11 protein-coding genes are annotated in these 13,071 nt (G+C 59.0%); 3 read left to right on the plus strand and 8 right to left on the minus strand.

Going from position 1 to position 13,071, the window contains the following annotated elements; all coding sequences use genetic code 11:
• Positions 1-84: 84 nt before the first annotated feature.
• Positions 85-1,464 carry a nitrogen regulation protein NR(I) gene (gene ntrC, locus B0E51_RS02150; RefSeq protein WP_077443155.1) on the minus strand — a complete coding sequence of 460 codons (1,380 nt, stop codon included), beginning with the start codon at positions 1,462-1,464 and terminating at the stop codon, positions 85-87.
• Between the two features lie 97 nt (positions 1,465-1,561).
• The gene (locus B0E51_RS02155) at positions 1,562-2,566 is read right to left on the minus strand and encodes an ATP-binding protein (protein ID WP_077443156.1); all 1,005 of its coding nucleotides are present in this window, start codon (positions 2,564-2,566) and stop codon (positions 1,562-1,564) included.
• Positions 2,567-2,717: 151 nt separating this feature from the next.
• Here B0E51_RS02155 and B0E51_RS02160 point away from each other — a divergent pair, with 151 nt between their 5' ends.
• Both B0E51_RS02160 and B0E51_RS02165 read left to right on the plus strand, forming a co-directional pair.
• Positions 2,718-3,272: an SMI1/KNR4 family protein gene (locus tag B0E51_RS02160; protein ID WP_077443157.1), complete on the plus strand. Its 555-nt coding sequence runs from the start codon at positions 2,718-2,720 to the stop codon at positions 3,270-3,272.
• Between the two features lie 426 nt (positions 3,273-3,698).
• Positions 3,699-4,793, plus strand: coding sequence for a hypothetical protein (locus B0E51_RS02165; RefSeq protein ID WP_077443158.1), 1,095 nt, complete (start codon positions 3,699-3,701; stop codon positions 4,791-4,793).
• Between the two features lie 3 nt (positions 4,794-4,796).
• Here B0E51_RS02165 and B0E51_RS02170 read toward each other — a convergent pair whose 3' ends face one another.
• The 6 genes from B0E51_RS02170 to B0E51_RS02190 all read right to left on the minus strand — a co-directional run bounded on the left by B0E51_RS02170 (position 4,797) and on the right by B0E51_RS02190 (position 10,290).
• Positions 4,797-5,642, minus strand: a complete 846-nt coding sequence (locus tag B0E51_RS02170; protein WP_143525759.1) for a hypothetical protein — start codon at positions 5,640-5,642, stop codon at positions 4,797-4,799.
• Between the two features lie 4 nt (positions 5,643-5,646).
• Complete coding sequence (locus tag B0E51_RS02175; RefSeq protein WP_168172554.1) at positions 5,647-6,405, minus strand: abortive infection family protein; 759 nt, start codon at positions 6,403-6,405, stop codon at positions 5,647-5,649.
• Positions 6,406-7,024: 619 nt separating this feature from the next.
• A complete protein-coding gene (locus B0E51_RS02180; protein ID WP_077443160.1) occupies positions 7,025-7,963 on the minus strand; it encodes a sugar kinase in 939 nt (312 codons plus the stop codon).
• Positions 7,964-7,967: 4 nt separating this feature from the next.
• The gene (locus B0E51_RS02185) at positions 7,968-8,999 is read right to left on the minus strand and encodes an SPFH domain-containing protein (protein WP_077443161.1); all 1,032 of its coding nucleotides are present in this window, start codon (positions 8,997-8,999) and stop codon (positions 7,968-7,970) included.
• A 16-nt stretch (positions 9,000-9,015) separates the two neighbouring features.
• Positions 9,016-9,177: a hypothetical protein gene (locus tag B0E51_RS19620; protein ID WP_217333051.1), complete on the minus strand. Its 162-nt coding sequence runs from the start codon at positions 9,175-9,177 to the stop codon at positions 9,016-9,018.
• Positions 9,178-9,240: 63 nt separating this feature from the next.
• Positions 9,241-10,290, minus strand: coding sequence for a bifunctional nicotinamide-nucleotide adenylyltransferase/Nudix hydroxylase (locus tag B0E51_RS02190; protein ID WP_077443162.1), 1,050 nt, complete (start codon positions 10,288-10,290; stop codon positions 9,241-9,243).
• Positions 10,291-10,583: 293 nt separating this feature from the next.
• Here B0E51_RS02190 and B0E51_RS02195 point away from each other — a divergent pair, with 293 nt between their 5' ends.
• Complete coding sequence (locus B0E51_RS02195; protein WP_077443163.1) at positions 10,584-12,956, plus strand: DEAD/DEAH box helicase family protein; 2,373 nt, start codon at positions 10,584-10,586, stop codon at positions 12,954-12,956.
• Positions 12,957-13,071 lie beyond the last annotated feature (115 nt).

Raw genomic sequence — 13,071 nt, forward strand, 5'->3', positions numbered from 1 at the left:
CGCCGGAATGGCGGCAGATGTGGGATCACCGCGAGCACCCGCGCCTCACCCCAACCCTCTCTCCGGCGGGGACAGGGGGCAAAGCTAGGTACGCCGCGTACGCGAGGCACCCAGTTTGCGAGTTAACGTGTTGCGCCCCACGCCGAGCGCCTGTGCCGCGTTCTGGCGATGGCCTTCACTCGCCAGCAAGGCTGCCTGCAGCAACGTCTGGTCTAGCGCCTCGCGGGCACGCGCATGGATGTCCGCTTCGCCACCGGCGAGCGCCGCGACCGCCCACTCACGCAGTGCATCGGTCCATTCACCACTGCCCGGACTGCCTTCCGTACTTCCCAGATCGCCTGGCAGGATCTCTGCGCCTGGCGCGATCACGGTGAGACGACGGCACAGGTTTTCCAGCTCGCGGACGTTGCCCGGATAGTCGCGTTGCGCAATCACTTTCAGTGCCGCGCGCGAGAACCGTTTCGGTGGCAGCTTCAGCTCCTGCGCCGTTGCCGCGAGGAAGTGCTGCGCCAGCAGCGGAATGTCGCTGCGTCGTGTGCGCAATGGCGGCAGCTCGATGCGCACCACGTCGAGCCGATGCATCAGGTCCGCACGGAACTGGCCGGTGGCCACACGCGTGGCCAGATCCTGGTGGGTGGCGGCAACGATGCGCACGTTGCCGCGGATCAGCTCGCGGCCGCCGACACGGTAGAACTCGCCACCGGCGAGCACGCGCAGCAGGCGGGTCTGCAGCGCCAGCGGCATGTCGCCGATCTCGTCGAGGAACAGCGTGCCGCCTTCGGCCTGCTCGAAGCGGCCGGCGTGGCGACGCGTCGCACCAGTGAACGCACCGGCTTCATGGCCAAACAATTCGCTCTCCAGCAATTCGGATGGAATCGCCGCCGTGTTCAACGCGACGAACGGCTTGCCGCGCCGCGCGCTTTCCTCATGCAGCGCGCGCGCCACCAGTTCCTTGCCGGTTCCGGTCTCGCCGGTGATCAACACGTTGAGGTCGCTGGCGGCGACACGGCCGATCAGGCGAAACACCTCGCGCATCGGCGCGCTCTCGCCGAGCAGCGCATGGTTCGGCGCGATGACGTTGCCGGCAACGACCGCCGGCGCGGCGACGCTGGCCAGTGCCCGCTGCACCGCGGCCACCGCCTGATCGAGATCGAACGGCTTGGCCAGATAGTCCACCGCACCGGCGCGATACGCCGCGGCCGTGGTGGCGACATCGGTATACGCACTCATCACGATCACCGGGCCGATGCCTCGCGTCTGCAGTTCGCTCAGCAGGCTCAAACCATCCTCACCGGGCATGCGCACGTCGGTGAGCAGCAAGGCGGGGCAGGCTTCCTGCAACGCCGTGCGCGCACTTGCCACCTCGCCGAACTCGCGCACCGCGAGGCCGGCATCGCGCAAAGCTTCGGCCAGCACGAAACGCACGCCGCGATCATCGTCGACGATCCAGATTTCTTCAGTCATGTGTTTGCCTCATCTGGCTCCTCCCCTGCATGCCCCGAAGAAGGGACTCCCTTCTTCGGGGCATGCAGGGGAGGGAGAAAAGTGCAGAGCGCTGGCATCAGCCATGTGCACGCTCCAGCGGCAGATACAACGAGAACACCGTGTCGCCCGGCCGGCTCGTGCAGCGCAGCTCGCCGCCATGCTCATGCGCGATCTCGCGTGACAGCGCCAGCCCAAGACCGGTGCCATCGGCGCGACCGGACACCAGCGGCTGGAACAGCGTGTCGCGCAACGGCACGGGCACACCCGCGCCATCGTCGATCACGTCCACCCGCAACGCCATGCGCAGCATCCGCTCGCCCAGGCGCAGGCCGTGCTCGACCCGCGTGCGCAACGTAAGTGTGCGCGCGCCGGCTTCCAGCGCATTGCGTGCGAGATTCAGCAGCACCTGCTGCAGACGGCCCGCATCGCCGAGCAGATCCGGCACGCTGGGGTCGTAATCGTGGCGCAGCTGCGGCGGCGACGGCTCGGCCTGCAGCAAGTCGGTGAGCCGCTCCAGCAACTGATGGATATTCACCGGACCGAGCTGCGGCGCGCCGTCGTGATGCAGCAGGCGGTTCGCCAATGTGCCGAGCCGATCCGCCTCGTCGATGATCAGCCCGGCGAGTGCCTGCAGGTCCGCGTCGCCAACGCGCCGTTGCAGCAGCTGCGCCGCACCGCGCAGACCGGCCAGCGGGTTCTTCACCTCGTGCGCAAAGCCGCGCAGGGTGGCCGACAACGGCGAGCTGGTCGTCAGCGGCGCAGCCAGCGCATGCACTTCCAGCAGCAGGCCGTCGCTGAATGGCTGCAAGGCGATGTCCGCCATGATTTCGCGACCGCTGGCCGCTACCAGCGACATGCCACGCCACTGCAGCGGCCGCTGCTCGGCCAGTGCACGTGAGGCCTGCGCCAAGGCCGCCTCATCCAGCCACAGCCCCAGCGATTGCCCGATCGCACTGCGCGGCCCCAGCTCCAGCCACTCGGCCAACGCCGGATTGATCCACTGCAGACGCAGCCCGGCATCGACCCGGGCCAGCCCGGTTGCCATCTGTTCCGCCCATGTACGCCAATTGGCCTCGTTCATTGCACCATGATGGGCAATGACTCGAATTGGTGCAAATGGCGCACGCTTACCTGCTTGCGCACTCGTGTCGGCACCCATTAACCGTGTCGCTGTCACCCTAAACCTTGTCATTGGCACCTAACTCTGGCGATACCTTTCGAGTGGGGGACTCATGAAGGAACAATGGACACGAATCGAGGCATTCTTAGGAGCGCACGGATGTCACGACCAAGTCGGCCTTAGGTCAGGGGCATCAGACGACCAGATTCAATCCTTAGAAGCTCATCTTGGGGTGAATTTTCCCGATAGCTTGAAAGGGTTTTTATCGGTTCACGACGGTCAGAACGGGCGAGCCGGACTCGTCAGTGGCCAACAGCTTTTGTCCGCCGAAAACATCCGCAGGGAATGGGACGTGTGGCGCTCGTTGGATGAGGCAGCGATGAATGCCGACTGCGCCGACTTCATGGCGTCGCATCCAAATGGGGCCATAAAGCCGATGTATACGAATCGCTTCTGGATACCGTTGACGAAGGACTGGGGCGGCAACCACATTGGACTGGACTTCGATCCTGATGCGCAGGGGACGGTTGGTCAGGTAATCCGTTTTGGTCGAGACCAAGATACAAAGCTGTTAGTAGCCGAAGATTTCAACGCGTTCATCGAGAAGCTCGTGGTGTCGCTCTCTGACTCGAAGTGGAACGGAGAGTACCTTGAGTCCAAGATCTGAGCGCGATGATGCAGTGTGCTGATGAGTCCGCCACCCAACCCTGTCATTCGCTTAGAAGTCGCAAATGTCCGTTTCGCGACACAAAAGCAAACGGTCGAGCCGTCAACGGGAATGAATCAGTTCAGCGAAAATTGGACACTTCCTATTCTTGGAAAGGTGTCACTTGATTTGCTGGCCTTTGACCACCGCAACGGTTGCGATTCAAATTTATGTAATTCTGGACGAGGCAATACTCGAATATGGGGTTGATCGACCCCGACCAGAACCAGCCTGAGGCGAATGAGTCAAGCAGCTGCCAAACCTAAACCAGTGAGAACATCAGCAGCAGACACAGCAATAGCAAATGCTGCTTTCACCAAGACTTACTAGCTTCGAAGACCGGTTCAGCCTAGAGGAGAATGCAGCCGTGAAGCGAAGAACGAAGCTGTGACGGCGCTGCCGTTCAATACCATATTCACCCTTGAAGCCAGAAGCCACACGCTTCTGGAGGTCATGGCAGAACACTTCAAGATGACCGATGAACAGGTATTTCAGGATATACAGAATTCACACCGTGAGCTGTTACAGGTGCTGGCATCAAAAGGTATCCAATATCAGGACCTACGAAATGCCCTGATTCCAACCACCAACCGAAATGAGCGCGCTTACCTGCTCAACTGGAGCAAGGTGGATACGGCCAACTATGGACGAGTGATTATCGAACATGCTCTACCGATTTTTGACCCTCATTCAAGTCATAGCGTCCTGCTAGGAGACTGGCTTTACCACAAGGAACACAACGGCTGGGCCATCGACGAACTCCGGAAAGCTCTTGCTGGCGCGGCAGAGCCGTATACCGGGCATGGGCATGATCTCTACATCGTCTACGTCAACAACCTGTCTGATGGTCAGGCAGACGCACTGCACAGCCGCTTCCAGGAGCTGCCGGCATACGTTGGATTTCTGGACCTGACTTTTGCGTCCGTGGTGAAGTTCTACATCTCAACCATGCTAGTACGCGCATTCATCAAGCACCGGAAGTTCGTCATCCAAGGCCATGAGGATGACCGCTCGAACTCCGAAAACATCAGCATGTTGCCCTATGGGTTCGAAAAGGCGGGATATTCCCTTCGTAGCCTGCAAAGCTTGCTCTATGGGGTTTTCCTTTCCTTCAAGATTGAGCGCCCGATATTCCTGCCTCATGACACGGACACCAAATTCTCACTGCTAGCGATGGGCGCCAGCCCTGCGGAACTGGATGAATTCGAGGTAGTGCTGGATGATCGAAAGCTGCAATACCTAAAGGAAAACCATCCGGAAGGGTTAGAGCGTTCTGGATTTGAGGAGCTCTCAGCAGCAGACATCGCCGAGCAGATACGCGGCAAGGTTAAGGCGAACTACATCTACAACTTGGCCCGCTCGGAGGATGGATCAACCATGAAATTCAACATCCTGCTTGAGAACCCTGGCGTCGCACGTTTTCTTTGTGCCCTAGAACTTCTTCCACACGACAAGCAGCTTCGGGTGATTACGTTGTTTTAGCCGCTAGTTGTCCGAATCAATGAAGCTTTCAAGGTCTGCCATGCTAAAGCGGCACTGCCGTCCGATGAGAAAGCGTCCGGCATATCGGTCAAGCAGGCTCTGGTCAGGTCGCAATCCATCTTTGAGCATTTTTCTAACCCGCTTGAGATTGTCAGGCGTGTCCTCCATACCCTGAGAAAGTATCTCCGTGATCAGCCGTTCCCTTCTCGCGGCTCCGCCTTTCCCCTTGCACTGCTCTTTCAGGTAGCGCGCTATGACCATGAACAACATCTTCTCGCAATGGAAGTATTTGAACTTGTCGGAAAGGTGCCGGGAATATGCTGTGTCGATGGAGCCAAACTCAAACAGCCCTCGATAAAAGTTCGGAACATTATCTTCCAGAAACCCGACGTTGACCTTTTCCTCCGGCGCAAGCAGCAGAAAGAAGGGCACCGCTGTTTGAAGCGAAATCGGCTTTATGGCGCGAAAGCCGAAGCAAGTTGCGCCAACAACCGCGAGGTTGTTCTGGGTATGGATGTTGATCGCTTGAAGCTTCTCAGCAAGGGTATTCCAATCAACGAACGTATCTTCGCCATCGACATAAATGCCCGCGTCCTTATTTCCGTGTGTGTCGAAATGAATGAGAGGCTTCATATTTTGATCCCTCGCATGCACGGCAAGCTCATCGAGAAGCCCCAAAAGCTTTGCCTTGCTTGAGACGGGAACGTGCTGAAAGCCGAAACCCAATTCACTGGAGTGCACAGCCATAGCATCTACCATGCGATTGGTAGGAGGCATTTCTGCACTGGGAAGGCTGCTGATCCAAATGACCGAGTTGCAGGAGAACCCGCTGTTCAATTGCGTTGGCATTGCCTCACCCCAGTTTCTTCACGAGATAGTTGAACAGGGTCCGCACAGCATTGACGACCAGCAGCGCCTCATCCTCTTCCAGCAGGTTTTCATTGGCATGGGCAACGCTGGCGTGATTCCGAAGAGTGTTCAGTGCATCCACGATGTTGCCAAACGAGTTGAGTACCTTCACCAGTTCTGCACTGTGGACACCTAAATCCTTTAGGCTGGGGTGTCCCGTTCTGAGCGTTTTCAGCAAGGTCGTGATGGACGCATCAGTAGCAACGGCAATTCTTGCATCAGCACATGCAGACCGCAAATAGCCGTGCAACGCAGTGTGTAGGCGATCCACCGCACTAGTGGCGCCATTACTCGCCAACAGGCTCTCCGCATCAGCCAAAGCACGTCGAACAACTTCGCTGGCTGAAATCTGCGGCAGGGGCAGAGCGGGCACATGGGCATCGCTTAATCCCAACTCCGACAACACATCCAGCGCGTGCTTTTCCAGATGTGGCCGCAACTTTTGGTGCTCCACCATTTTGTACAGCGCTGTCACATCGCGACTTACCAGGAATTCGAGAAAATCGAATACACAGCTTCCGTAGTCTTCGTCCTGCCAGCTAAGGCTACGAAGTAGCCGCTTGTGGCTCCTGATGAAGTCCTGGTGGCCCGTGGCATAGCCGAACTCTTTCCAATCGTGTTCCTGAAAATTTTCCACGATTGCCTTTTGCAGGGCTATCAGCACTCTGCTGCGAAACTTGCTATCGAAGTGCATTTGGTCCATCAGACCCGCTCGCCCATGGAGACATTCAGTGCGCATTATCGCCGAATCCCTATTCTTCCCCGACGGCCGCGCTTCGGACGATGTCCGTTATTTGGCAATTACTGGCAATTCGAACGGTCGATGCGAGCGACGGCAACTGGCCGATAGCGACCGTGCCTCGTGTCGCTACCGTGGACTTCAAATCGGAGGACTTGAACGCGATGCTCTGCCGACTAACCTACAAAGTGCTGCTATGAATAGCATCCGCTGGTTACACTAAATTAATTCGCATCTATCGATGTGTCATCGATAGATGCAGCTCTACCTTGAATTGAAAAGTCCATTCCCAATCGCCTGGTTGTACTGCGTATCGGTGAATCCAGGACACCGGCGACGAAGTTCAGCAACAAGACCTGATCTCCCAACTGCGGGAGGTTCGTTGGGATCGGACACGTGATTCCACTTCCCATCACGTATCTCCACCGCGAAGTCGTAGCCGACTTGCATAAGCTTTTCTATATTCTCCACTCTGCAAACTCTCCCTCTTGGCCGCTGCACTCATCTCAAGTCGTGATTTAACATCGGCTCATTGCCATCAGTGCCCTATGGGCCGAATAGGGATGCCCCCGACTCTCAGCTATCAATTCACCAACTGCCCAAACCTGTCGGCAAGGCTAATCGTGGCCGTCATACCGGCATTGAACTCCAGGAAGTCAGCTTCGATGCCATCACTGAAGATCACGCCGTAACCCGCCATCTGCGACACAAGCCGCAAGGGTTGCTTGCGCGTAACCTGCCCAAACACCATCTCCACCTGGGTCACGCGACTGGGAAACGGCTCTCGCACCGTGAATTGCAAATGGTCGGTATCCCATGCAAACCCGTGCTCGCGCAAGGCCTGCGCAGGGCCCTCCAGCTTATGGCCAAGGATGCCAGCGGCACCCGCCAGTAGGCTCTGAAACCATCCTGTTGAACCCAGTCCTGTCGATACGATCAGTCCACTCGACGAATGCGTCTCCGACCGATCACCCTGCTGGATCTTGTAACGCGCTGATACGTGCGACCGAGGTCCGATGAAGAGGTCGTTGACAGCATGCAGCTCCTGCCCGTCACTCAACGTCGCCCGCGCCATCGTGACGCGATTAAGCGGCCGCTTCTTGGCGATCGCCTCGGGCGTGATCGCCACGAGGTCGTTGACCTCAAAGGGCAGGAGCACACCATCCCATCGCGCGGGATCCGGATTGACCCCGATGACCGGCTGCGCACCCTTGAGGTACTTGAGCGTGTTGGCCACCAAGCCATCCTGCCCCAGCACCACGACCAAGGCATCCGGCGCGAAGAGGTAATTCGACAGGAAACCGCGGTCCAGCCGCTGCACCCGGCCGAAGCGACCCAAGGTCGCCTCCGCCGTCTGCACCGCGCTTAGATAGACCCGATGCTCGGCCTCATAGTCCGAAAAGTCCGCACCCAGATGCTCGACGTAGAAGCGCGCCTGTTCGATCGTGTTGAAACGCACGATCAACTCCTCCAGCCGCGTCTTGCGAGTCACCAGCACGATTCGCTGGTTTAGCGCATCCATGGCGTCAGGCCTTGGCCGGTAACTTGGCTCGCGGCTGCGTCAGCTGCTGCAACAGATCTGGCGAGATGTTGAGTTCGCCAATCCTTCCAGCGCCTTCAGCCAGTCCTTGGAAGGCCTGTGCAATCAACACGCTCGGATCAGCCTGACCCACCATCAGAGCCTGGAGCACCTTCGGGTCGATACCTTGTACGGCTTTCATGGTGGCCGCTACCGCATAGGCCTTGGCATCGGCTTCGGTCTGCGCGTTCGCGGCACGCAAGGAGGTCAGGCTCTTGTTCTTGTCTTCCAGAGCGATGCGGCCTGCCAACTCCTGATCCTGGATCGCCTGGCGCTTGGCCAGCACGGCTTGCTCGGCTTCCAGCTGTGTTTCGCGTATCTGGCGCTTCTTGGTCTCCACCGCGATCTCAGTATTGAGCTCGTTTTCCTTGACCGCACGCTCCTGCTCGATCGCAGCATTGCGGCGTACGTACGTCGCATCGTCAGCCTGTTTGAGGATCTGCTCACGGACCTGGGCTTCGAGCGCACGCGCCGTTTCCGGATTGGGTTTCACCGCAAGAACCGACAGGTTGACCAGTTCGAGCCCAAGGCTCGAGAGGCCGTCGGCGCGCTGCAGGCCCTGGCGCACGACCTGGACCAGGTGATCGGAACCGCGCAGCAGCTCCTGAAGCGTTTGACCCTGCAGCACCGAACGCAACTGCACCTGTACGGCGTTGACCACTCGCTGCGGCAACTTGGTCCGGTCTTCCGAGGCATAGGTGCCATCGGGCTTGAGCGTGAAGTTCATCAGGCTCGCGAGGGTGGTCGGCGCGGACACGCGATAAGTGACCTGTCCCTGCACGGTCACGACCTGAAAGTCGCTGCTGACTTCCTGAAACATGAAGGGGGCATCCACGCTCTCCAGCGGGATCGAGACCAGCGTGGCGCTGGGCGCGAAGTACCAGAACGTGAGGCCGGTGCCTTCGCGCACGGCTTTACCGTTCTTGTACTGGATGACGTAGGTGCTGGGACTGGCTTTGACGTAACGATAACCGAGCATGATCGTATCCCCCTGGTTAGATGAGCTGGTTGCGCGCGCGAACCTTGGTGAAGGTCCGAGCGCGAATGAGTGTTCCGTTCTCCCACACCGTGTCCATGGCGTGCTCCCTAACCGTGGGTCGCTTCATGTCCTCGATGGCTTGGCTATTTGTGGGTATCGCTAACTTGAGTAGTTGCATGACGGAAGCTCCTTCGCGTCGTGGGAAACCAGCGGTCTATCCGCTGGCGGGAGAGACAAGGGTTCAACCTCGTCCCAGGAAAAACTCCAGAATGGCCAGATGATCCTCGAACAGCTGGGGACCCATCTCCAGTGCTTCGCTCACCGGAAACCAGTGCGCCTTGTCGGCATCGTCGCCACCTTTCACGGCCGGCAACTCACCGGTCGGGAAGTCGAAGTGGTAGGCGTGGGTGATGGTGCGTCCGCGCTGTGACCGCTCCGGGTGATCGAAGACGTGCTGACCCTTGATCGACCCTTTGAGCACCGGCAGCGGAAGCTTGAGGCGAGTTTCTTCGCGCAACTCGCGCAGGCAGGAAGCCAGGATCGACTCATCCTGACCCACGAAGCCGCCAGGCAATGCCCATAGTCCCTTGCCTGGCTCCGCACGACGGCGAACCAGGAGGACGTGGCCCGAGTGCACCACGACGGCATCGGTGGTGACGAACGTCGGAGGATAGGGAGCGGTCGACCAGGCGGCTCGGTAGTTCTGGATGAAACGATGCTCCGCGACCAGTTGCCCATACACGGCGGCATTCTTGCGGAAGGCTTCGAGCATCTCGAAGACGGGTGCTGGTACGTTGGCTTGCAGCATGCGCAACGCACCCCGACCCGCGTCATCCGCGGCTTCGAACAGGTAGCGACGAAGCTCCGTCGCGGAAAGCGTTTCGGTATGGGGGAGATGCACCAGAGGCCACTGCGGGAATTCCTGCAGGTAGTAGCTGCTGGCGTCTTTCTCCCGACCAATCATCCCGACGCGTGCAACCGGTTCCCCGCCATCACCTTTGACGGCTTCCGCGACGGCCCGCTGTACGGCGGCTATCCAATGAGCTTCGTTGTAGAGGTGATCGCGCAACGGCAGGACGATCAGCCGCTCGGAAACATCTTCCAGAGCAGCGCAAATCATCACCGCGCGCTCGGCGACGGTCCAAGGATTGCGCAGCGAACGGGGGGTGTCGGCAGAACCAATCAGGAAAATGAGCTTCTTCGCGTGGCCCAGCGCATGGCGGCCGACGGCCGCGTGGCCGATGTGGAAGGGCTCAAAACGGCCAATGAAGACCAGGTACTCAAAATCCATGAGGCTCCCTCACGGTGAATGGATTCTCGGGTCTGTCCCAAGAAGTAAAGTACATGTTACGCCGACCAGTGATGCGGTCAACTGATATGAGGCCGCTGCGGAGGTGCCATGATCTGGCCAATTGCGGCGGACCCATTTGGGCAGCAACCTGCTGCACAATTCGCCAGCTCACAACATACCCCATTCCCCACGATGCGAGCGTCCGCATCGAGCTTTTTGCACTCCAAAGGGTCAGCTGGGCCGATAGACTTGCTGACATCGCAGCGAGAGATGAAAGACGAGGCGCTTTTCCGATGGCGAACAATGTGACATTAACCGCCCTCCAGACGGAAAACGCCCGACTTGTCGCACTGTTGGAAGCTCACGGCGTTGAATGGCGCTTGCCGGCAGTGCCAAAGCCTTCGCCTGCAACTCTCGAAGATGCTGAGCGCTTGAAACTCAGCACCGCTGAGAAAGTGAGGCTCTTCCGCCGCCTGTTTCAAGGACGTACCGATGTCTATCCCGTCCGTTGGGCGAGCAAGTCCACCGGCAAGGCAGGGTACTCGCCAGCCTGCGGCAACGAATGGCACCCTGGCGTCTGTCAAAAGCCGCGCATCAAATGTTCGGATTGCAGCCATCGATTGCTTCTTCCGCTATCGGATGCTGTTCTCTATGACCATCTGGCAGGAAAGCATACGGCGGGTGTCTATCCGCTGATGTCCGACGACACCTGTCACTTCCTGGCAGCGGATTTCGATGAGGCCGAATGGAAAGAGGACGTCTTGGCCTTTGCACGGTCCTGCCGTGACCTTGGCGTTCCTGTCGCACTTGAGATCTCCCGCTCGGGCGACGGGGCCCATGCGTGGGTGTTCTTTGCCAGTCGTGTATCTGCCCGTGATGCCCGGCGACTCGGTGTCGCCCTCATCAGCCACACCTGCGCTCGCACCCGCCAGTTGAAGCTGACTTCCTATGATCGCCTATTCCCCAATCAAGACACGATGCCCAAGGGTGGATTCGGAAACCTGATCGCACTGCCCCTGCAAAAGGAGCCTCGCGAAAATGGCTGCAGTGTGTTCGTCGACGACATGCTGCGCCCCCACCCAGATCAGTGGGCTTTCCTGGCCTCGTTGCAGCCCATGCCAGCGCACGATATCGAGCCCACCATCCTTCGCGCCACGGGTGGAGCGCATCCGCTGGATGTAACTTTCATTGATGAGGAAGATCACAAGGAGCCGTGGAAGCACTCCTCACCTTCGAGCAACAAGCTGGTCGGGGCCATGCCGAAGTCACTCACGGTCATACTGGCCAATCTCATCTACTTCGAGAAGGCGAGGCTTCCACAACCTCTTGCCAACCGCCTGATCCGTCTGGCCGCTTTCCAGAATCCTGAGTTTTACAAGGCGCAGGCGATGCGTTTCGCCGTATGGGACAAGCCCCGCATCATTGGCTGCGCCGAGAACTACCCCAACCACATCGCGTTACCGCGCGGTTGCCTGGACGCCATCAAGGAGCTACTGGAGCTCAACGGCATCGTGTGCCATGTGCGAGATGAACGCTACGAAGGGCAGCCCGTCGAAGTGAGTTTCGCCGGCACGCTGCGCGATGATCAGGAAGCCGCGGTGGTCGCAATGTTGCATTACGATACTGGGGTACTGTGTGCACCCACGGCCTTCGGCAAGACGGTGGCCGCGGCAGCCATGATCGCCAGACGAGGCGTCAATACGCTGGTGCTCGTTCATCGCACCGAACTGCTCAAGCAATGGCAGGAGCGCCTCCAGTCTTTTCTGGGCGTCGGCAAAGGCGTGGTTGGCACCATCGGCGGCGGCAAGGCCAAGCCAACGGGAAAGATTGATATTGCCGTGATTCAATCTCTGTCGCGACAGGGCGAAATCAACTCACTGGTCGAGAACTACGGACACGTCATCATTGATGAATGTCACCATGTCGGCGCTGTATCGTTCGACGCCATCCTGAAACGAGTCAAGGCAAAATTTGTGCTTGGCCTGACCGCTACGCCAATACGCCGTGATGGCCAGCAACCGATCGTCTTCATGCAGTGCGGGCCGACCCGTTACACCGCCGCCCAGCCATCGAGCGCGCCGCACGATCTGGAAGTTGTGGCGCACACTTTGGGCACATCCATCGACCTGCCCCAGGAAGCCGGCATTCAAGACGTCTTCCGTCATCTCATCCATGACCCCGCGCGCACAACCGCGGTCGCCGATGCTGTACGGGACGCGTTCAATCAGGGACGCAAGGTACTTGTACTGACCGAGCGTACCGAACATCTCGATGCCTTGGCCACCGCACTCCTCGGCAAAGTGCCCACTCCGTTCGTCCTCCACGGACGCATGCCAAAGAAGCAGCGTGCCAAGGTGATCCAGGAACTCGATGAGCTGCCACCTGATCTAGCGCGGATTCTTCTCGCCACAGGAAAGCTGGTTGGCGAAGGCTTCGACCATCCACCGCTTGATACGCTGGTGCTAGCGATGCCGATCTCATGGAGAGGGACACTTCAGCAGTATGCCGGCCGCCTGCATCGTGAGCACGCATCCAAGACCGATGTCCGCGTCATCGACTTCGTAGACACAGGCCACCCAGCGCTGTTGCGGATGTGGGACAAGAGGCAACGCGGCTATCGCGCTATGGGTTATCAGATGGCTAAACCTCACATGGGAATGTCGTAGCCAACTGGATGGGCAGGCCATCACAGAGATGCCGTGATCCGGCTAATGGCGATTGGTCAACAACCCGTTGACCAATTTGCGCAACAGGCTGTTGCACAAATTGCCGCCTCCTACG

Source organism: Rhodanobacter sp. C05, assembly GCF_002001165.1.
Classification (GTDB): Bacteria; Pseudomonadota; Gammaproteobacteria; order Xanthomonadales; family Rhodanobacteraceae; genus Rhodanobacter.